This is a genomic window from Acidobacteriota bacterium (genome assembly GCA_035471785.1).
Taxonomy (GTDB): domain Bacteria; phylum Acidobacteriota; class UBA6911; order RPQK01; family DATIPO01; genus JANQFM01.
Window position 1 is genome coordinate 12,503 of the sequence record DATIPQ010000093.1, and the last position, 18,893, is coordinate 31,395.

Annotated in this window: 14 protein-coding genes and 1 pseudogene; 9 read left to right on the forward strand and 6 right to left on the reverse strand. The window is 63.8% G+C overall.

The genetic code is table 11. From position 1 onward, the window contains the following. The first annotated feature begins 26 nt into the window (after positions 1-26). Complete coding sequence (locus VLU25_12940) at positions 27-680, forward strand: dienelactone hydrolase family protein (protein ID HSR68837.1); 654 nt, start codon at positions 27-29, stop codon at positions 678-680. Here VLU25_12940 and VLU25_12945 read toward each other — a convergent pair. Further along, positions 664-1,515 carry a tetratricopeptide repeat protein gene (locus tag VLU25_12945; protein ID HSR68838.1) on the reverse strand — a complete coding sequence of 284 codons (852 nt, stop codon included), beginning with the start codon at positions 1,513-1,515 and terminating at the stop codon, positions 664-666. The two genes, VLU25_12940 and VLU25_12945, sit on opposite strands and share 17 nt — an antisense overlap. Positions 1,516-1,663: 148 nt before the next feature. Between VLU25_12945 and VLU25_12950 the strand changes: the two genes are divergently transcribed. From VLU25_12950 to VLU25_12960, 3 genes and pseudogenes are all read left to right on the forward strand, one after another. Further along, complete coding sequence (locus VLU25_12950; GenBank protein HSR68839.1) at positions 1,664-4,894, forward strand: glycosyl hydrolase; 3,231 nt, start codon at positions 1,664-1,666, stop codon at positions 4,892-4,894. 266 nt (positions 4,895-5,160) lie between these two features. After that, positions 5,161-6,096, forward strand: coding sequence for a hypothetical protein (locus tag VLU25_12955; GenBank protein HSR68840.1), 936 nt, complete (start codon positions 5,161-5,163; stop codon positions 6,094-6,096). Between the two features lie 38 nt (positions 6,097-6,134). Continuing rightward, positions 6,135-6,233: pseudogene (locus VLU25_12960) on the forward strand (type II toxin-antitoxin system mRNA interferase toxin, RelE/StbE family). A gap of 131 nt (positions 6,234-6,364) precedes the next feature. Here VLU25_12960 and VLU25_12965 read toward each other — a convergent pair. Together VLU25_12965 and VLU25_12970 are read right to left on the reverse strand one after the other, a co-directional pair. Further along, positions 6,365-8,794, reverse strand: coding sequence for an ABC transporter permease (locus tag VLU25_12965; GenBank protein ID HSR68841.1), 2,430 nt, complete (start codon positions 8,792-8,794; stop codon positions 6,365-6,367). A 90-nt stretch (positions 8,795-8,884) separates the two neighbouring features. Next, positions 8,885-10,816, reverse strand: coding sequence for an alpha-amylase family protein (locus tag VLU25_12970; protein ID HSR68842.1), 1,932 nt, complete (start codon positions 10,814-10,816; stop codon positions 8,885-8,887). A 152-nt stretch (positions 10,817-10,968) separates the two neighbouring features. Here VLU25_12970 and VLU25_12975 point away from each other — a divergent pair, with 152 nt between their 5' ends. Then, entirely contained in the window at positions 10,969-11,490 is a 522-nt protein-coding gene (locus VLU25_12975) for a hypothetical protein (protein ID HSR68843.1), read from the forward strand. 341 nt (positions 11,491-11,831) lie between these two features. On the opposite strand, the gene VLU25_12980 is transcribed toward VLU25_12975, so the two are convergent. Next, on the reverse strand, positions 11,832-13,028 hold the full coding sequence (locus VLU25_12980) for an aminotransferase class V-fold PLP-dependent enzyme (GenBank protein ID HSR68844.1): 1,197 nt from the start codon (positions 13,026-13,028) through the stop codon (positions 11,832-11,834). 114 nt (positions 13,029-13,142) lie between these two features. Here VLU25_12980 and aroC point away from each other — a divergent pair, with 114 nt between their 5' ends. From aroC to VLU25_13000, 4 genes are all read left to right on the forward strand, one after another. After that, a complete protein-coding gene (gene aroC / locus VLU25_12985) occupies positions 13,143-14,267 on the forward strand; it encodes a chorismate synthase (GenBank protein ID HSR68845.1) in 1,125 nt (374 codons plus the stop codon). 9 nt (positions 14,268-14,276) lie between these two features. Beyond that, the gene (locus tag VLU25_12990; GenBank protein ID HSR68846.1) at positions 14,277-15,902 is read left to right on the forward strand and encodes a glycosyltransferase family 39 protein; all 1,626 of its coding nucleotides are present in this window, start codon (positions 14,277-14,279) and stop codon (positions 15,900-15,902) included. Positions 15,903-15,931: 29 nt separating this feature from the next. Further along, on the forward strand, positions 15,932-17,023 hold the full coding sequence (locus tag VLU25_12995) for a glycosyltransferase family 2 protein (protein HSR68847.1): 1,092 nt from the start codon (positions 15,932-15,934) through the stop codon (positions 17,021-17,023). Positions 17,024-17,237: 214 nt separating this feature from the next. Further along, positions 17,238-17,534 (forward strand): hypothetical protein, encoded by a 297-nt coding sequence (locus VLU25_13000; protein HSR68848.1) that lies wholly within the window; start codon positions 17,238-17,240, stop codon positions 17,532-17,534. Positions 17,535-17,610: 76 nt separating this feature from the next. On the opposite strand, the gene VLU25_13005 is transcribed toward VLU25_13000, so the two are convergent. Continuing rightward, positions 17,611-18,324 carry a zf-HC2 domain-containing protein gene (locus tag VLU25_13005; GenBank protein HSR68849.1) on the reverse strand — a complete coding sequence of 238 codons (714 nt, stop codon included), beginning with the start codon at positions 18,322-18,324 and terminating at the stop codon, positions 17,611-17,613. Further along, positions 18,294-18,842 carry a sigma-70 family RNA polymerase sigma factor gene (locus VLU25_13010; protein ID HSR68850.1) on the reverse strand — a complete coding sequence of 183 codons (549 nt, stop codon included), beginning with the start codon at positions 18,840-18,842 and terminating at the stop codon, positions 18,294-18,296. Before VLU25_13010 ends, VLU25_13005 begins: the two co-directional genes overlap by 31 nt. Between the last annotated feature and the right edge of the window lie 51 nt (positions 18,843-18,893).

Sequence of the window (18,893 nt, forward strand, 5' to 3'; positions counted from 1 at the left end):
AGGCGGCGGTCTGCTACCATCAGCCGATGATCCAAGGCTCGCTCAAATCGTCCTTCACTCTCGACTACGTGCTTCACACGCCTGCCGCCGAGCCGCCCTGGCCGGTCTTCATCGTCCTTCACGGCTTCGGGCAGACCGCGCTGGACTTCTCGCGAAGCTTCTTGCCGCTCGTGGAGAAGGGAATCATGGTGGCCGCGCCTCAGGCTCCACACCCCACTTACCTCAACCGCGAGCGGGAGCTGGGATTCAGTTGGCTGACGCGTTACCAGCGCGACCGGGCCGTGGAGGAACTGGCCGATTACCTGACCTCTTTTTACCGGCTGCTCAAGGGCCGGAACGACATCGACCCGGAGCAGGTGGGACTCTTCGGCTTCTCCCAAGGCAGCTCCATCGCCTACCGTCTCTGGATTCGCCGCGCCTTTCCCGTCTCTCGGCTCTTCTCCTGCGGCGGAGATCTGCCGCCCGATGTCGAAGATCGACTCGAGGAGGCCGATCCTCTTCCCGTGTTCGTCATGCATGGGGCTCACGATCATCTGGTGCCTGCGTCCAAGCCCATCCATGCCCACCACCGCCTCAAAGCTCACGGCATTCCCGCAACCCGGCTCGAATACTCCTGCGGGCATGAGGTCGCACCCGAAATGGTAAGAGATGTAGCCCGACAGTTCAGGGCCTTGAATTGAGACGGCCTTCGTCCTCCCACTGGCTCAGGCGGGCCTCGATGCGGCGCCGAAGGTCGGTCGAGACCAGACGCTTGTCGCTGCCCCGGAGGAATCCCCGAAAGTGCTCTGAGGCCAGATCGAAATCCCCCTGCTGAGCATGGCTGTTGGCCAGGAAGAAGCGGCTGAGGGGAAAGGCGTCGACGTGAGGTCCGTCCGCTACCTGTGAAAGGTGCAGTTCGGCAGCCTCCCAGTAGCCGCGGTAGTAGCAGACCAGTCCGTGATAGAAGCGTACCGCGGGATCATCCGGGGCCAGTTCCAGCAGACGGGTGGTGGCCAGGGAAGCTCGAAACCACTCCTGTTGGCGAATCTCCAGCATGGCCAGCGACCAATGGCCTGATGGGGCTGAGGGGTCGTGCTCGATGGCCTTGTGAAAGGCCGCCCTGGCGTCGTCCAACTGGCCTTTGCCAGCATAGACGGCTCCCCGCAGGTTCCAGGCGGCCGCGAATTGGGGATAGATCTCCAGGGCCTTGTCGAGTTTCTTTGCGGCTTTCTTGAGGTTGGGGCCGCCTTCCCGGGCCATGGCCTGCCGCGCTGCCTTGAAAGCCTTCAGGGCCTCTTCAGGCGCCTGCAGGGTATTGGCCCTCACCGTCCCGCCGCCATGACTGCGCTCGCGGCCGTAGAAGGTGATGCCGCCGTAGTCGGGTTGGTGGTGAGTGCGGGGAGCGCGTGAGGCGGCGTAGATGGTCATGACGGCGTGGCGCGATTCGGCGCTGGGGGGAGTCTGGCCCAGGCCTGGAGTGATACCCGCAAGCACCACGACCAAAGGAATCAGGACTGCCGGTCCAATTTTCAGCATACCTGGGAGGCGGAGCATGATGGGGGCAGCTTAGCGCATCCGTCGAGGGTCCATCAAGCGTCTCGCGATTTCGGATGTGGCGGGCGGTTTAACGCCGGCGATGGGGTTGGTAAGATATCTTGAATTTCAAAAACCGGGGAGGGTTTAGATGTTGCGACGTACAGTGGCAGTTTTCATGGGACTGGTTCTGGGTTCTCTTTCGACGCCGCTTTTGGCCGCCGGGCCTGGCGAAGGGACGGATGAGAGCGTGGAGCCGCGTTTCCAGCCGGCTTTGTTCTCGGCTTTGGAATACCGGCTGATCGGACCCTACCGGGGCGGACGCGTGACCGCCGTGGAGGGAATACCCGACGAGCCCCATACCTTCTACATGGGATCGACCGGAGGAGGCGTGTGGGAAACTCGCGACGCCGGACAGACTTGGCACAATATCAGCGACGGCCAGATCGGGGTGGGGTCGATCGGAGCTGTCGCCGTCGCTCCTTCCGACCGCAACGTCATCTACCTTGGCACCGGATCGTCCCAGCCGCGAGGCAATATTTCCATCGGGGACGGCATCTACAAGTCGCTGGACGCGGGCAAGAACTGGCACCACATCGGCTTGCCCGAAGCCGGACTGATCTCGCGCATCCGCATTCATCCCAAAGACCCCGACCGTCTCTACGCAGCGGTGATGGGCAACATCTTCGGGCCCAATCCCGAGCGGGGCGTCTATCGCAGCAGCGACGGCGGCGCCACCTGGGAGAAGGTTCTCTACATCGACGACAAGACCGGATGCGTCGACCTCTCCATGGACCCCTCCAATCCGCGCGTCCTCTACGCCGGCATGTGGCGGGCCGAGCGCAAGCCCTGGACTCTCATCGACGGCGCTGAAGAAGGCGGTGTCTACAAATCGGTGGACGGAGGCGATAGCTGGGAGAAGCTGAGCAAGGGATTGCCGGGCGGCGTGCTGGGACGGGTTGGGGTTGCCGTCTCGCCGGCCGATCCGCAGCGCCTCTGGGTCATTCAGGAAGTGGCCGAGGTGGGCGAAGGAGGCGTCTTCCGCTCCGACGACGGCGGCGAGTCCTTCAGCAGGGTCAACCGCGAGCGCAAATTGCTGCAACGACACTGGTACTACTCCCGCATCTACGCCGATCCCCAGGACGAGAACACCGTCTACGTGGTCAACACCGGCTTTTACAAGTCGGTGGACGCGGGCAAGACCTTCCAGCGCATCCGCACCCCCCATGGAGACAATCACGACCTGTGGATCAATCCCGCCAACACCCGCATCATGATCGAAAGCAACGACGGCGGAGCCAATGTCTCGCTCAACGGGGGCGAGACCTGGACCACCCAGTACAACCAGCCCACCGCCGAGATGTACCGGGTCACGGTCGATAACCAGTTTCCCTACCGTGTCTATGGGTGCCAGCAGGACAATTCCTCCATTTCGGTGCCTAGCTGGTCTCCGGGGGGCATCGATCCCAAACAGCACTGGAAAGAGGTGGGAGGCGGCGAAAGCGGACACATCGCCGTCGATCCCCGCGATCCGGACATCGTCTATGCCGGCAACTACATCGGACAGATCGACCGCTACGACATGCGGCGAGAGCACCGCCGCGACATCGTGGCCTATCCCCAAATGCACGACGGCCGGGCGGGACGCGACATCCGCTACCGCTTTCAGTGGAACGCCCCCATCCGTCTCTCGCCCCACAACCCCGACGTGCTCTATCACTGCTCGCAGTACGTTCACCGCTCGACCGACGGCGGACAGAGCTGGGAAGTCATCTCGCCCGACCTGACCACCGACAACGACGCCTACCAGGACATCCCGGGCGGGCCCGTCCAGCACGACCACACCGGCGTGGAGCTCTACACCACCATCTTCGCCTTCGAGGAATCGACCCATGAAGCGGGCGTGCTGTGGGCCGGCAGCGACGACGGCCTGGTGCACATCTCCCGCGACAACGGAGCCAACTGGAGCGAGATCACGCCGCCTGACATGCCCGAGGGCGGGACCGTCAACATGATCGACCTCTCGGCTCACGGCCCGGGACGGGCCTTCCTGGCCGTCTACCGCTACCGCGAGGCCGACTTCGCGCCCTATATCTTCCGCACCGACGACTACGGCGCCTCCTGGGAACTCATCAGCCAGGGACGCGGCATCCCCGACGACCACTTCGTGCGGGTGGTGCGCGAAGACCCCAAGCGCAAAGGACTGCTTTACGCCGGCACCGAGTTCGGCATGTACGTGTCCTTCGATGACGGAGGCTCCTGGCAGGAATTTCAACTCAACCTGCCTCGTACGCCCATCACCGACCTGGCCGTCCACCGCGACGACCTGGTGGTGGCCACCCAGGGACGCTCCTTCTGGATACTCGACGACCTCACTCCACTGCATGAGCTAAGCGACGAGACCGCCTCCAAGGACTTCCATCTTTATGGGCCCCGCACCGCCTACCGAACCCAGTTGCGGGGCTTTCGCGGCGGCGGCGCCTCTCCTGAGCCGCCGCCCCGGGGAGCGCTCATCCGCTACCACCTGGCCGGAGTTGAAAAAGACATGCAGGCAGCCGAGGACGGCGAATCTGAAGAACAGGACCAGCCTGAGGTGCGTCTGGAGATCCTCGACGACCAGGGCAACCTCATCCGCACTTTTACGGCCAAGCCGGAAGAGGACGAAGACTCCAAGCCTGCCGGTCCCGATCCTGAAGATCCCGAGGCCGTTCTGGAAGCCGAGCCGGGGATGAACGCCTTTACCTGGGACTTGCGCTACAAGCCTCCTCACCTGGTCAAAGGGACTGTCATGTCTCTTTCCTTCACGGGCGGACCCACGGCTCCGCCTGGCACCTACCAGGCCCGTCTGACGGTGGACGGACAGGAGCAGACCCGCACCTTCGAGGTCGAAAAAGATCCCCGCTGGGCGGTGACCGACGACGAACTGAGCGAGCAGTTCCGGCTCACCCTGGAGATCCGCGACTTGCTCACCTCATCTCACGACGCCCTGCGTACTCTGCGTTCTCTGCGCGAGCAGGCCGAGGCTCTGGCCCGGCGGGCCAGCGAAGCCGGCAAGGATGATGAGATCAAAGAGGCCGCCAAACAACTGGGCGAGAAATTGACCGCCGTCGAGGACGAACTGTTTCAAAGCAAGCACGAAAGCGGGCAGGACCCCATCAATTTTCCCTCCCGCATCGACAACCAGATCGCCTATCTCTACTCGGTGGTCAACGGACAGGACGCCCGTCCCACCGAGGGCTCCTACCAGCGCTTCGAAGACCTGCGGGCAGAGCTCGACCCCGTGCTGCAAAAGCTCAATGAGATCGTGGAAAACGACCTGCAGGCCTTCAACAGGCTGCTGGAAGAGAAAGGCGCCCAGGGCGTGATGCTGCCGAAGGACTGAGACTCTCGAGCCGCCCCGTGGCATTCCCTCCATCGCCAAGCCCTCCATAGCCTTGCCTGCCCTCCGTAGCCCTGGCGAAGGAAGGGCGAAGGAGGGCCGCAAGGAAGCGCCTGCCACGGGACTTTTCTTAGCTCTCTCCAGCATGGCTTGTCACTTCCCGGCACTCGACAAAGCGTCCCTGGCTCATGGAGGCGGATGCTACCCCCCTCCACCCATCTCCCCCACATCGCGGAAATGTCCCAAATCCGTCACAATAGGGAGGAGCGATGAAGAAACGGCTTCCCGTCTATATTGTCGTGGCCCTGGCTCTGCTCATTGCCTTCCTCTACCTGCCGCGAGAGGAGCGCCCGACCGACGGTCCGTCTCAGGAGAGAGCCAACGAGCAGGCGTTGCAGCAGGGAGGATCTGCATCGGACGGGAATGCAGCGACAGCCGGCGTCAGGGGGTCGAGGCTAGGGCGAGAAGGGCAAGAGGTAGGAGAGGCAGGCTTCAAGACCGACCGGGCACGTCTTGGAGAGCCCCGCTACTCCCTCGAGTTCAGCGGTAACGAGGTCTTTTCAGATCGGATTCTGAGGTCGGCTGTCCGGTTGCCGGCGGTGGCCCAGGACCGGGAAACACTGGGTGCAGTCGTCGAGCGGGACTTGACGGACTTTTATCGCAACCGTGGCTACATGGCGATTGCAATCCGCCGGATTGAGATCTCTATGGGCCAGCCCATCGAGATCGTGTGCGAATTGAGCGAGGGGGATCTGTTCACCTACGGCGAGGTCACCGTCCTTTCTCCCGATGCGGAACTGGCCGAGGCCTTGAAGCGGGCAGCCCCCAAGGGTGCGCCGCTCAACAACCTCGAGTTCAGAGAGTTCGTCAATCAGATCACCCTGCAAAAGCAGAGCGCAGGATACCTTGACTTCGAGGTGCGCACCCACATCTTCGTCGGCCAATCCCCCACCGTTCCCGACCTCGAGATAGAGGTTATTCCCAGTGAACGCTACACCGTCGGCGAGATCACCTACTCCCAAGGGGTGCCTCCCATCGAGGGAATCGAGCAGCTCTCCGGCCTCCCCTACTCGCGGTCCGCTCTGGAACGCTTCCTGCAAAGGGCCGGTCTCCCCTGGGAAGTGGTTTGGCTGCGCAAGAACCGGTCAACCGCCGTCGTCGACATCCGCATCCGCAAGCTTCTTCCCGGAGAAGGTCAGGAGTGAAAGCGAGAGCCTGATCCTTTCAGCGTTGAATTGTTTTCTATTCTCGCCGCATTAACATTCAAGATCGACTCGCATATCAAATCTTGTCAGACGTCCAGACAGTCAAGGTTCTTCGTAGGTGGACTCATTACGAGTGAGGTTAACCGCCTGAGCCGGCTCTGACCGGCACAGGAAATCTGACCCCTCTCGTTCGCTGCTCGCTTTAATCTTCAAGAGGCTGGTTGGCGGGGACTTAAGTCCACTCGTCCCAATGTCGTCCGGGCCTCGCTCACTCCTCCCGCAGGCTCGAGATGGGGTCGCGGCGGAGGAGGCGGAGGGCTGGGATCAGGCTGGCCAGGGCGGCCACCGACAGGAGCAGGGCGGTGACCAGGCCGAAGGTCAGCGGGTCCTGGCTGGTGACGCCGTAGATCTGTTGCTGCATGAAGCGGGTCAGGACCAGTCCGGCGGCGATTCCTATCACGGCCCCCGCGGCGGCTAAGACCAGTCCTTGTCGGACGATGGAGCCGAGGACTCGCTGGGAGGTGGCCCCCAGCGCCATACGGATGCCGATTTCGCGCGTCCGCTGGTGGACGGTGTAGGAGATGAGTCCGTAGATGCCCGAGATGGCCATGGCCAGGGCGATGGCGGCAAAGGCGGTGAGCAGCAGTCCGCGGTAGCGGGTGTCGCTGAGCGAGCCGGTGATGACTTCCTCCATGGTGAGAAAGCGCGAGAAAGGCTGCAAAGGGTCGATCTCGCGCACGATCTGCTCCACGCGCTCGGGCGCCACTTGCCCGCTGGCCCGGGTGCGGATGATCCAGTGAGCGGGAAAGAAGCGGTTGACGATGCTGAAGGTCCCCGCGTCGAGTTGGTCGAAATTGACCAGCATGGTGGGCTGCGAGCCGCTGGTCAGCCCGCGCGTGCGCACGTCGCCCACAACCCCCACGATTCGCCAGGGACTGGTATCGATGTCAGGCGTGAAAGGATGGATGAAGACCTGCTGGCCGACCACGCCTCCATTGGGAAAATAGCGGCGCTGGAAGGATTCGTTGACGAGCGCCGTTCGCGGCGCCCCGGCGCTGTCTTCTTCGCCCAGCGGACGCCCCTCGACCAACGGTATCCGCAGAGCCTGCAGGTAACCCGGAGTGATGAACCTGAAGTCGGCGCTCTGAGCCTGGTCCTCTTCCAGTTCAGCGCTGCCGGGGATGCGCAGGGGCAGATTGAGTCCCCGTTCCACCGGAATGTTGTTGGCCACGGCCGCCGCTTCGACCTCGGGCAGGCTGCGGATGCGGTCCAAAGCCCGCTGGAAAAAGGCACTGGTGCGTGCCGTGTTGGAGTACTGAGAGCCCTTCAGCGACATCTCGGCGGTGAGCACGTTGTCAGGATCGAATCCCAGGTCGACGCCCTTCATGTTGACATAGGTGCGGATGAGCAATCCCGCTCCAACCAGCAGCACCAGGCAAAGGGCCACTTCAGCCACCACCAGCAGCCGGCGGGGCCACACGCTCTGTCCGCCGCCCGAGCGGGTGTCGGATTGACGCAAGGCCACCGAGACATCGCTGCGTGAGGCCTGCAGGGCGGGGAGCAATCCGAAGAGCAGCCCGGTGAGCAAGGAGGCGGCGGCCGTCGCCGCCAGGACGGTGAAGTCGATTTCCACCCGCTCCAGCGTGCGGCCGATGCCCAGCTTGACCAGCAGGTCGGCTCCCCAGCGGGCCAGGCTCAGCCCCAGCAGTCCCCCGATGAAGGCCAAGATCAAGCTCTCGGTCAGGAGTTGCCGCAAGAGACGGCGGCGCGCCCCGCCCAAGGCGGCTCGGATGGCCAGTTCGCGCTGGCGCGCCGAGTTGCGCGCCAATTGCAGTCCGGCAGTGTTGGCGCAGGCGATGAGGAGAAGCACCAGCACCGCCCCCTGCAGCATCAGCAGCATGGGACGCTGGAAGGCGGTGATGTCTCTCTGCAAGCCGACCGCCCCCAGCCTTTGGCGTTCATTCATTCCCGGCACCGGCTCTTCACTGAGACGGTTCAACTCCTGGTCGGCAGCCTCGATGCTGGTGCCGTCGGCCAGACGGCCCACTACGATGTAATTCTGCCCGCCTCCTTCGGGATCGTCGACCTTGAGCGGCACGAAGACCTCGGTCGAGGGAAGGGGGACAAAGCCCTCGGGGGCGATACCCGTTACCGGATAGGCCTCGCCTCCCAGGCGCACGGTCGAACCTACGATCTCATCCCGGCCCCCCAGCAGCCGTTGCCAGGCCTGGTAGGTCAGGATGACTCCCTTGGGTCCCGCGTAGCTCTCTTCATTAGAGGTGAACTCGCGGCCTCGGATCAAGGGGACGCCCAGCGTGCTGAAGTAGTCTGAAGTGATCGGCAGCACCTGCACATATTGGGCCCGGTTGCCCAGGGACAGGTTCATGCCCGAGGAACTGCTGGTGGCGGCGATGCTCTTGAAAGAGCGCGAGTTTCGGCGCACGTAATCGAAGGTCGAAACGTTGTGGTTGGAGACTGCGCCGTAGTCCGGGATGGACCTTTGAAGACGAACCAGCCGCTCGGGTTCGTGATAGGGCAGCGGACGCAGAAAAACGGCGTTGACGACGCTGAAGATGGCGCTGCTGGCGCCGATTCCAAGCGCCAACGTCAGCAGAGCTACCAGCGTAAACCCCTTGCGCCGAAGCATGGAGCGGAAGGCGTAGCGGAAATCCTGGATGAACTGGTTGAAGGTCGTCATGTTGTCTCCCGAAATCGAAGAACCCCAACGACCCCCTGGCGATGGCGAAATTTATATCGCAACCGGTTTCCCCTTGTCCAGTAGAGATTGTCACTCCTGGCCGTGAGTCAACCAAAAAACGGCGTAAGGGGGAAGAAAGACATATCCGCTGCGGATGTCGACGGCCTCCAGGGCAATGCGGTCATAGGGGGACTGGATGTCGAAGTCCCGCGGGACCTCGGCGCGCACGAACTGGTTGTACTCGGTGAAGTTGTAAAGCTGAAGCAAAGGTCCCAGGGGATGGCGGCGCAGGCAGGCGAAAACGTGGCGGTTGCCGCAGTCGACGGCTTCGGTGGCAATGGCGGCGTGCAGATGAGGCAGGCGTTTGCGGGCCTCGATGAGGCGGCAGGTACCCTGGAAGAGGCGTCCCTCGATGCTCTCCCCGTCATGGCGACGGCCGGCCTTCTCCCAGTCCATGAAAGGACGGTGCATCCAGCGGTTGTCGTCAGCATGGCCCTTGCGGCGCCGGTAGTCGTGGTCGTTGAGCAGTCCGATCTCGTCGCCCATGTAGAGCAGGGGAACGCCCGAGTAGCCCAGGATCAAGGCATGTCCCAGCAGAATGCGCTGGATGGCCTGGCTGGTCAGCGTCTCATCCTTCTCCTCCAGCGCCTGTTCCAGTCCGTTGAGGGAGGCCGTGCTGCCCGAGCTGCGGGCGTCGCCCGTTCTGGGATTGACTTGAAAGTAGTCTCCCGTGGCGCAGGAAGTGGGAAAGTCTCCGGCATAGTACTCAGCCAGGAACTTGCGGTGGGAGGGCCCGTCCCATCCGGCCGCCCGAGCGTCGGCGTCGGAGACGGCCCATCCGATGTCGTCGTGGCAGCGGATGTAGGTTCCCCAGGCGGTTGAGGGCGGCTTTTGGGGAAAGCGCCGCAAGGCCTCGGTCATGACGCGGGTGTCGCGGGCGGCCAGCGACGACCAGTACTGCACCATCAGCGAATTGTGGTAGGCCAGGTCGCTGACCTTGCCGAAGTGGGCCTTCTTGCCCAGGTACTGGATGAGCAATTCGGGGGCGATGATGGCTTCGGCCTTGAAGACTACCGCCGGTGCTACGATGCGCGCCAGGCTGCGCAGCGACTGGGTCAGCCAGTGCACCTCGGGCTGATTCTGGCAATCGCTGCCCAGACGCTTCCAGATGAAGGCGATGGCGTCCAGCCGCAGCACCTCCACCCCTCGGTTGGCCAGCCCCAGCAGCAGGTCGGCGTATGCCAGAAAGACCTCGGGATTGCTCCAGTTGACGTCCCACTGGTAGTCGTTGAAGGTGGTCCAGACCCAGCTTTTCAGCTTGGGCTCCCAGGTGAAGTTGCCGGGGGCGAAGTCGGGGAAGACCTCGGGCAGCGAGGCCTCCCAACGTTCCACTTGGCTGCGCCCCTCCATCAGGTAGAAGAAATCGCGGTACTTTTTGACACCCCGTCGCGCCTTGGCGGCCCACTGGTGCTCGCGGGCCACGTGGTTGAGGACCAGGTCGATGCACAGACTGATGCCTCTCCGGCGCAACTGGCGAGCCAGGTCTTCGAGATCGTCCATGGTCCCCAGGGAGGGCTTGACCTTGGTGTAGTCCTGCACGGCGTATCCGCCGTCGGAGGCCCCGCGGCGAGGCTTGAGCAAAGGCATCAGGTGCAGGTAGGTGACGCCCAACTCCTGCAGGTAGTCGAGATGATGGGGGATCTGGTCGAGCCGTCCGGCAAAACGGTCCACGTAGCAGACATAGCCGATGGCCTCGGGCTGCTGGAACCAGTCGGGCCGTACCAGGCGTTTCAGGTCGAGCCGCTTCAAATCAGGAGGCCGCTGCAGGTAGCGCCCGGCCATGGTGGCGATGAGGCGCTTAAGGAAGGACTGGTAACGGGGATGCCGGCCGTAGACTTCCTTCAGTCCGGCCAGGAAGTCGTCCCGGTAGCGCTCCAGGCGGATCAAAAAAAGGTCCTGGTCGCGCTCGTCCATCTCCTTGAGGTGTTTGCGCGCCTGGCGCACGAGAGTGAGGTGGTTCATCGCGCAAGAGTATAGGAGATGAGCGGGATTTTTGAAGGGCTGGTGGCGGCAGCGGCTCCTGCCACATTGGCTAAGTCTATTTCTATCAGCGGGTTATATCCTCACCTGCAATTCGCTTGAGAGGTTGGAGAGCAGCCGGTAGCATGATGCTCATGAAGAGTCTACGTGTCTTACGGGTTTTGATTTTCACAACGGTGCTGGTGAGTTCGGTGTGGGCGGCTTCGCCTCAGGAGGATGGTAAGTGCTCCGATGCCGAGAAGGCCCATCAGTTCGATTTTTGGATCGGTGAATGGGAGGTGACCTCCGGGGGCAAGCTGGCGGGCCACAATTCCATTCAGCCGGTCAACTCCGGGTGCGCCTTGCTGGAGCGCTGGAAAGGAGCTCGGGGCGGGGAGGGAAGCAGCTTCAATTTCTACAACCCGCGCAAGCAGAAGTGGCAGCAGTTCTGGGTGTGGCAGAACGGGACGACTCTGGAGTTGGAAGGGGGCTTCGGAGACGGCAAGATGATCCTCAGCGGGACCGGCCGTACGCCTGACGGCAAGACCGTCACCGAGCGCGTGACCTGGCACGATAATGAGGATGGAAGCGTCCGCCAGCACTGGGAGCGTTCTTCGGATGACGGGGAAACCTGGACCACCGTTTTTGACGGGCTCTACCGCAAGAAGGACAAGTAGGTAAGCGGATAAGCTCGGCTGGGCGCCGGAGGATGCCTGGGGCACTCTCAGGATGGCCGCAAGGATGCGCCTCCCACCAGTCCTGGGGCATTAAGCTGAAATCTGGTAGGAGGCGCAATCCTTGCGGCGATGTCAGGAAAATGTTCCAACCAGCGACATCGGGGCCGGCTGGAAATCGCAGATCGTCCCAAAACCGCCCCCCACCAGCACAAAGTCGCGGCTTCCCACCATAGCTCCCGGCCTGGTGGGAGGCGCATCCTTGCGGCGATCCTGGAAATGGACCCGTTCACCACCGAGGCTGGAAGCGTCCACTCACGGTGGGGGGGCGAGCTTAGCTTAGCTCAGCCATTGAGCAGGTGGCGCAGGGTGGCTGTGAAGCGGCCGACTTCTTCTCCCGTGTTGTAGTAATGGGGGGAGATGCGCAGGGCCCAGTCGGACTCGGCGCGGAATTCGACCCGGGCGTATTCGCGGTAGCTGACGGAAACGTTGATCCCCTCTTGGAAGAGGGCTTCCTGCAGGGGCTCGGGCCGGGCGGCGGGGATCTCGGCCATCACGGTGGAGGAGAGGCGCGGCGCCTGCATGTCCATGACCCGGACTCCTGCCAGGTGGGTCAGCTCTTCGCGGAGCAGCTCTGAGAGATGGGCGTTGCGTTGGGCGATGGCCTCGATTCCTACGCGCTGGGCATAGGCTGCGGCTTCCCCGGTGGCCAGCAGCAGGGCGAAGGCGAATTCCCAGTTCTCGAAGCGCTTGGCGTCGTCGACGGGGCGGTAGACGTTTTCCTCCACCCAACGGCCTCCATGAAGGTCGATGAAAAGGGGCTGGTATCCGTCATCCAGCACCTGGTCCGAGGCGTAAAGAAAGCCGACGCCGCGCGGCCCCCGCAGGTACTTGCGCGAGGTGGCGCTGAGGAAGCCGCAGTGAATGCGCCCGACGTCCAGCGGCAGTTGTCCTACCGATTGACAGGCGTCGAGCAGGAAGAGCACGTCCAGATCGCGGCACAGCCGTCCCACCTCTTCGACCGGCTGCACCACGCCCGAGTTGGTGGGGACGTGATGCATGGCCACCAGCCGGGGACGGCGGCGGCGCAGGCGAAGCTCGAAGTCTTCCAGGTCGAGTCCGCCGCCGGGAAGGGAGCGGGCCCGGTCTACCTCCAAGCCCAGGCGGCGAGCCAGCGAAAGATACTGCATCTGGTTGGAGACGTAGTCGTCGGCGCTGGTCAGGATCAGGTCTCCGGGATGGAATTCCACGGAGGAGAGGGCCTGGGCGAAGGCCGCCGTGGCGTTCTCGGTAAAGGCGATGTTGCGGGCTCGGGCTCCTATCAGCGAAGCCACCTGGCTGCGCGCCTCCTCGACCTGTTGCGAGCGCAAGTCGGCGGCCTGGTAGCCGCCGGTCCTGGCCTCCAAGTCGATGTGGGCGTGGATGGCTTCGATGACGGGACGCGGCATCAGTGCCGCGCCGGCGTTGTCGAAATGCAGGCGCTGGCGCGTGCCCGGTGTGTCTTCTCGCAGCCGCTCGACGGCTTCGGCGTCCAACCTCATGCCCTTCATGTTAAGGGCAGTCCGCCTCCGGGAGCAAAGGCTTGTCCAACCAAAAGGGCCCGAGGACGGCTGCCGGGCGAAGATCAGAGCCTTTCGCGTTACAATTGACGGCCTATGGCCGGTAATTCCTTCGGACAACTGTTTCGCGTAACCACCGCCGGGGAGTCTCACGGACCCGCCAACCTGGTGATCGTGGACGGCTGTCCTCCGGGGATGCCGCTGGGGCCTGAAGACCTGCAGCCCGATCTCGACCGCCGCCGGCCCGGCCAGTCCAGGGTCACCACTCAGCGCCAGGAATCAGATCGTCCCCGCATCCTCTCGGGCCTTTTCGAAGGACGCACCACGGGGACTCCCATCGCCATCCTCTTCGAGAACAAGGACCAGCGTTCGCGCGACTACAGCGACATCAAGGACAAGTACCGTCCCGGGCATGCCGACTACACCTTTCAAGCCAAGTTCGGCTTCCGCGACTACCGGGGCGGAGGACGGGCCTCGGCGCGCGAAACCGTCTCGCGGGTGGCGGCTGCCGCCATCGCCCGCAAGCTGCTCAAAGCCTACGGCATCGAGGTGGTGGGATACGTCAAGCAGGTGGGCGATGTGGTGGCGCAGGTTCCCGACCCCTCGGCAGTGACCCGTTCCCAGGTCGAGTCCAACATCGTCCGCTGTCCCGACCCTGATGCGGCCAGGCGGATGGAGGAGCTGATCACCGAGGTGCGGAAAGACCTGGATTCCATCGGAGGCGTGGCCGAGATGGTGGCCACGGGCCTTGCGGCCGGATTGGGCGAACCGGTGTTCGACAAGCTGAAAGCCGAGATGGGCCGCGCCATCTGTTCCATTCCGGCGGTGCTGGGCTTCGAATACGGAGCGGGATTCGCCGTGGCCACCTCGCGAGGCTCAGAGAACAACGACCCCTTTGTCATGCGGGAGGGGCGGGTCAGTACGCAGGGCAACCGCCACGGAGGCATGCTGGGGGGCATCAGCAGCGGACGTCCTCTCTTGCTGCGCGCCGCCGTCAAGCCCACCAGCTCCATCGCCCGTCCTCAGGAGACGGTGGACCGCCACGGCAACCCCACCACCATCCGCACCAAGGGGCGCCACGATCCCTGCCTGCTGCCGCGTTTCGTGCCCATCGGGGAAGCCATGGTGTTGCTGGTGCTGATCGATCACTTCTTGCGCTGGCGCGCCCAGTGTCCCGAGCAGGTTGCCGAGGCGCTGCCCTTTCTTGGATTCGCCGACTAGGAGCCTGCCGTGGTGGAGTCCTCCAGCCAGCCTCAAGCCGCCCGCACGCCCGCCTTCCCTCTGCTGGCCGGACGTCCAGGTCTCTTCCTGCTGCTGGTGGGCGGGCTGCTGTCGGTTCACCTGCTCTGGTTCTGGCTCGACGGCTCGCCGCCCATTTGGGACATGGCCCACCATCAGTGGCGCGGCTGGACGGCCTTCGACACCTGGTTTCGGGAGGGTCTGCTCAAGGGCTTCCCGGCCATCTCCGACTACTATCCGCCCCTCTACTATCTGCAGGAAGGCTTTCTCTACGCCCTGCTGGGACCGGTCGATTGGATCGCCCTGGCGGCCAATCTGCCCGCCTTGCTCATGACCGCCTTCTTCACCTGGCGCCTGGCCTTGCGCTTCATGCCCTCTCCGGCTGCAGAGGCGGCCTCGGTCCTGCCTCTACTCATGCCCTTGGTGGCCTGGACCAGCCGCGAAAGCCTGCTCGACCTGCCCCTCACCGGATGGGTGCTTTTCGCTCTCTACCTGCTGGTGCGAAGCAACTGGCTGCAGACCTCCGGATGGTCGCTTCTCTTTGGAGGCGTGGCGGCGGCCGGAATGCTGACCAAGTGGAGTTTCCTCTTTTTCCTGGCCGTCCCCGTCCTGTGGGCGCTTTACCAGTCGCCCCAGCGCCGCCGCAGCTTGCGCAACCTGCTGGATGCCGCCCTCATCGCCATGCCGGCGGTCTTCTGGTGGTATCTCCCCAATGCCCGGGGACTGCTCGACCGCCTGGCCTCCACCAATCAGGCCGCCCTGTGGGAACTGGATCCTACCTGGAGGCAACTGGCCGGATGGCTTTATTACCCCCGCGCGCTGGCCTCCTACTATCTCTACTTGCCCCTGCTGCTGGCGCTGCTGGTGGGCGGACTGTTGTGGTGGAGGGGCCTCCGCAATGGTTCTCGTCACTGGATGGAGGCCCATCGCCGCCCCTGCGGACCGACCGTGGTCCTCTTTCTGGCCGTGACCCTGGCGGGCGGCGGCGCGATTTTGAGCTGGACGGCGGCCAAGGACCCCCGCTACATCATGCCCCTGGTGCCGCTGGTGGCCTTGCTGCTGGTCTTCTTCTGGAGCGACCGCAGACGCGCCGTGTGGGTCCTGCTGGCTGTGGCCGGATTGCAGTTCCTTTCCGTCTCCTTCAGCCTTCCCGGCGGACCCTACAAGCTGGCCCTCTTCGAGTTCGATCCCCCCGAGGACTACCGCACCCTCTCCCAGGAGTGGGTGCTTTACCAGTCCCAGTACTTCGACGTGGCCGGTCCTCCTTCGCGCCAGGACTGGGGGTATCAGGCCCTGTTGGAACGTCTGCCCGAAGGGGCGACGGTGGGATTCATTCCCGACGCGCCGCGCCTTCACGCCAACGGACTGATCCTGAGGGCGGCTCAGCAGAGGCGGGGCCTGCGCGTCCGCAACCTGGGATCGAGTCCGCTCTCCATGCAGCAGCTCTCGCGTTACAGCCACGTGGTGGGCAAGACGGGCGATCAGGGACTGGAGCCGTTGACGCCGAGCGCCGCTCAAATCTACCGCTTGCTGGCGGCGCTGGGCTGGCGTGCCCAATGGCGCTACCCGTTGCCCGACGGCACTGATCTGCAATTGTGGCGTCCGCCGAGCGATTGATGAGCCGTCGGGTGGGTTATCCTAGAGGAATGGCGAAGACGGCGGCATGGCTGCGGGAAGAGGAGCGCCTGGCCCGCGAGTTCCCCATTTCGGTAGTGATTCCCGCTTATGGGCGTCCGCGCTTGTTGGCCCGCTGCCTGAAAGCGCTGCTGGGCGGGGGACTGAGCAACGCCGAGGTGATCGTGGTGGACGACGCCTCTCCTCAAGACCTGCGCAGCCGCCTGCAGGACGATCTCCCTGAGGACGCCCCTCTGCGCTGGCTCAGGCTGGGGCGCAACAGCGGACCTGCCCAGGCCCGCAACCGGGGACTGGAAGCGGCCCGCCATCCCTGGATCTTCTTCCTCGACGCCGACGTTCAATTGCTGCCCGGCGCGCTGCCGCGCATTCGCCAGAGCCTCGATCTCTACCGCCACCGCTCCGAAGTGGCGGGGGTGCTGGGCGTCTATCACGAGAAGCTGCCCTGGGACGACTTCTGGAGCAACTACAAGAATCTCTCGGTGTGTTTTCTCTACGCCGTCACCGACACCCTCAGTCCCTACCTGCATACGCCGCTCTTCACCGTCCGCCGCCGGGTGCTGGTAGAGGCGGGGGGATTCGACGCCCGGTTCGCCACCGCCGAGGACTTCCGCCTGGGCGTCCTGCTGGGAAGCCGGGGACAGCGTTTCGTCATCGACCGCAATCTCAAGGGCGTCCACCTGAAGCGTTACGACTTGGGCGCCATCCTGGCTGAGGACCGCCGAAGGCTCAACGACCTGCGCCAGCTCGACCTGCCGCCTCAAAGCCGCCTCTTCGCCCTGCGCGCCCACCGCCTCTCGCGCCTCCTCTCGGCTCTGCTGCCGGCCCCCTCGCTGCTGGCCCTGCCGGCTGCGCTCTGGTGGCCCCCCCTGTTGGCGGTCTCGGCGCTGATGCTGGTGCTCTTCGGGCTGGCCAACCTGCGTTTTTTCAACTACATGCGCCGGCAGCGCGGCTGGGGATTCGCTTTGCGTTCGCTGGGATTCCTCTTCCTGGAGATGCTGTGGGCCCAATGGTGCATCCTGCCCGGACTTTTAGGAAAGATCCTGCGCAAGTTGAGCCGCCTGGCCACGGGCCGTCCTCTCTCCAAACAAGCCCGCTCGCGCTGATGCCGGCAAGGTCTGTCGCACCAACACCGCACTAACCCCTTGACAGGTGAAACAAAGGTGAGTAAGATAGTATGTCTACACCATTTATGCGCTTCGGCTTGTTCCGTTGGCAAGCCGGATGCCGGGCCTGGAAGTCGAAGGGAATGAGAGGCAGGCTCGGGCTTTCTAAGCGGGGTGAACCGCAAGCGGAATTCAACGATTCAAGGAGGTCGTTATGTCCGCTGCACAACACTCATCCCCTGCGCCGCAGGATCCATCGTCTTCGCCTTTGCCGGGAACCCAGTCGTCCCCGGCGGGGGGAGGAGATGGGGAAGACGGGAGGCTCTACTGCCTCACCGAAGAAGAATGGAGGGAATTGCATGAGGTGGCCATGTCGTTTCATGGCGTCATGAGCTTGCTCAAGCAGCACGGTTTCGACAATTCCACGGGAGCCGAGGAGTTGCTGGGCATGTCCCACCGCCGCTTTGAAAGCCTGCTGGCCTCCATTCGCCGCCGGCTGGAAGACGACTGATAGCGGGCTTCGCCAACTCTTTGGCCTTCAAGACTCACTTGGAAGTTGGTCACTTGGAGGCTGGGAGTTGGCGCGTTCAGCGCCCAAGCCTTGTCCGGTGGAGGTGGGATTGCGTCTCTCCACCGGGCAGGCGGACTCGGATGAGCCAGTCGATGGCGCTGCCTTCGGGCAGGCCGCGCAGTTGACTCTCGGGAACGGTGTGGAAGGGCCGGCTGATATCCTGGGCTTGACTGAGGACCCGAAAGTCGCCTTGGCCCAGCCGCACGGAGACGTCGTAGCGGGCCTCCTCCACCGCCACTTGCCACCTCAGCGTGAAGTCGTCGGCGGGCAACGCCGCCTCTTCCTGCACGGAGAACTCGATGGCCGGTTGTCCGCGTCCGCGCAGGGCCGGAGTTTGGCCTTCCGTCCACAGGCCCTGCCAGAGCGTCAGCCCCAGCGCCCCCGCCAGCAGTCCGGCGGCGATGCCCATCCAGGGCCGTCGCAGCAGGGATGATCTGACTTGAGAGGGCAAGGACTGCTGTAAGCCGGCCTGCATCTGCAGGGCCAGGCCGTATTCCAGCCGGCATTGGGGACACTCGGCCAAGTGGTCGACCAGCTTGCTCGTCCGCGAAGGCGAAAGCTGGCCGGCTGCCCCTTCCCACAGCCGCTCCGCCGACGGGCAATCGTGGGAGGGCAGGGAAGGCGGCTGAGAGCGGGCGCAGCTTTCCTGGATACGCTGCAGGAATTCATCCAGGCTGCGTCCGTCCTCGCTGCTTTCGTCTAGGGCTTCAGGCCCTTCGACTTCAGGCATTCTCTCAAGTTCTCCAATCCCCGATAGACCAAGTTCTCGGTGCGCTTGACTTCCCAGCCCAGGCGCTCGGCCGCTTCAGGAACCGTGTGCCCCAACAGCCTCATCACAACGGCTCGCCGCCGCGGACGAATCAAGGTCTTCAGACACTCCTGCAATCCCCGGCTGATCTCCACCGAACGGGTGGACTGTTCGGGTGAAATCACCGCTGCGGGAAGAGGCATGGCGGTGCCTTCTTCATTTTCCAGCGGGACCTCTTGGCGCCGCCGCAGTTTGCGGATCTTGTCGACCATGGCGCTGTGAGCGACCTTAGAGAGGTAAGCGGGCCTGAACTCGCGCTGTCCCTCGCTGCGGCGTTGGATGTCCATAACGCGCATGAGCGCGGCTTGAATGATGTCGTCGCTCTTGTCCAAAAGCCAGGTCGGGCACACGCGCAGAACGGCCCGCCGCAGGCTTTCTCGCAGTTCTGCGTATTCTTCTTCCTCGTGTTCTCGGGGTATACGGCGGCCCGAATTGGTCAAGGGGAGATTCTCCTAGCTGAGCGAATTGCAGGGAAACCGGCTTCTCCTCAA

Bases quoted from the DNA above. Each gene is read 5' to 3' on its own strand.
- VLU25_12965 (HSR68841.1), bottom strand. From the start codon at position 8,794: ATGACGACCTTCAACCAGTTCATCCAGGATTTCCGCTACGCCTTCCGC.
- VLU25_12945 (HSR68838.1), bottom strand. From the start codon at position 1,515: ATGCTGAAAATTGGACCGGCAGTCCTGATTCCTTTGGTCGTGGTGCTT.
- VLU25_12970 (HSR68842.1), bottom strand. From the start codon at position 10,816: ATGAACCACCTCACTCTCGTGCGCCAGGCGCGCAAACACCTCAAGGAG.
- VLU25_13000 (HSR68848.1), top strand. From the start codon at position 17,238: ATGTCCGCTGCACAACACTCATCCCCTGCGCCGCAGGATCCATCGTCT.
- VLU25_12975 (HSR68843.1), top strand. From the start codon at position 10,969: ATGAAGAGTCTACGTGTCTTACGGGTTTTGATTTTCACAACGGTGCTG.
- aroC (HSR68845.1), top strand. From the start codon at position 13,143: ATGGCCGGTAATTCCTTCGGACAACTGTTTCGCGTAACCACCGCCGGG.
- VLU25_12955 (HSR68840.1), top strand. From the start codon at position 5,161: ATGAAGAAACGGCTTCCCGTCTATATTGTCGTGGCCCTGGCTCTGCTC.
- VLU25_13005 (HSR68849.1), bottom strand. From the start codon at position 18,324: ATGCCTGAAGTCGAAGGGCCTGAAGCCCTAGACGAAAGCAGCGAGGAC.
- VLU25_12995 (HSR68847.1), top strand. From the start codon at position 15,932: ATGGCGAAGACGGCGGCATGGCTGCGGGAAGAGGAGCGCCTGGCCCGC.
- VLU25_12950 (HSR68839.1), top strand. From the start codon at position 1,664: ATGTTGCGACGTACAGTGGCAGTTTTCATGGGACTGGTTCTGGGTTCT.
- VLU25_12940 (HSR68837.1), top strand. From the start codon at position 27: ATGATCCAAGGCTCGCTCAAATCGTCCTTCACTCTCGACTACGTGCTT.
- VLU25_12980 (HSR68844.1), bottom strand. From the start codon at position 13,028: ATGAGGTTGGACGCCGAAGCCGTCGAGCGGCTGCGAGAAGACACACCG.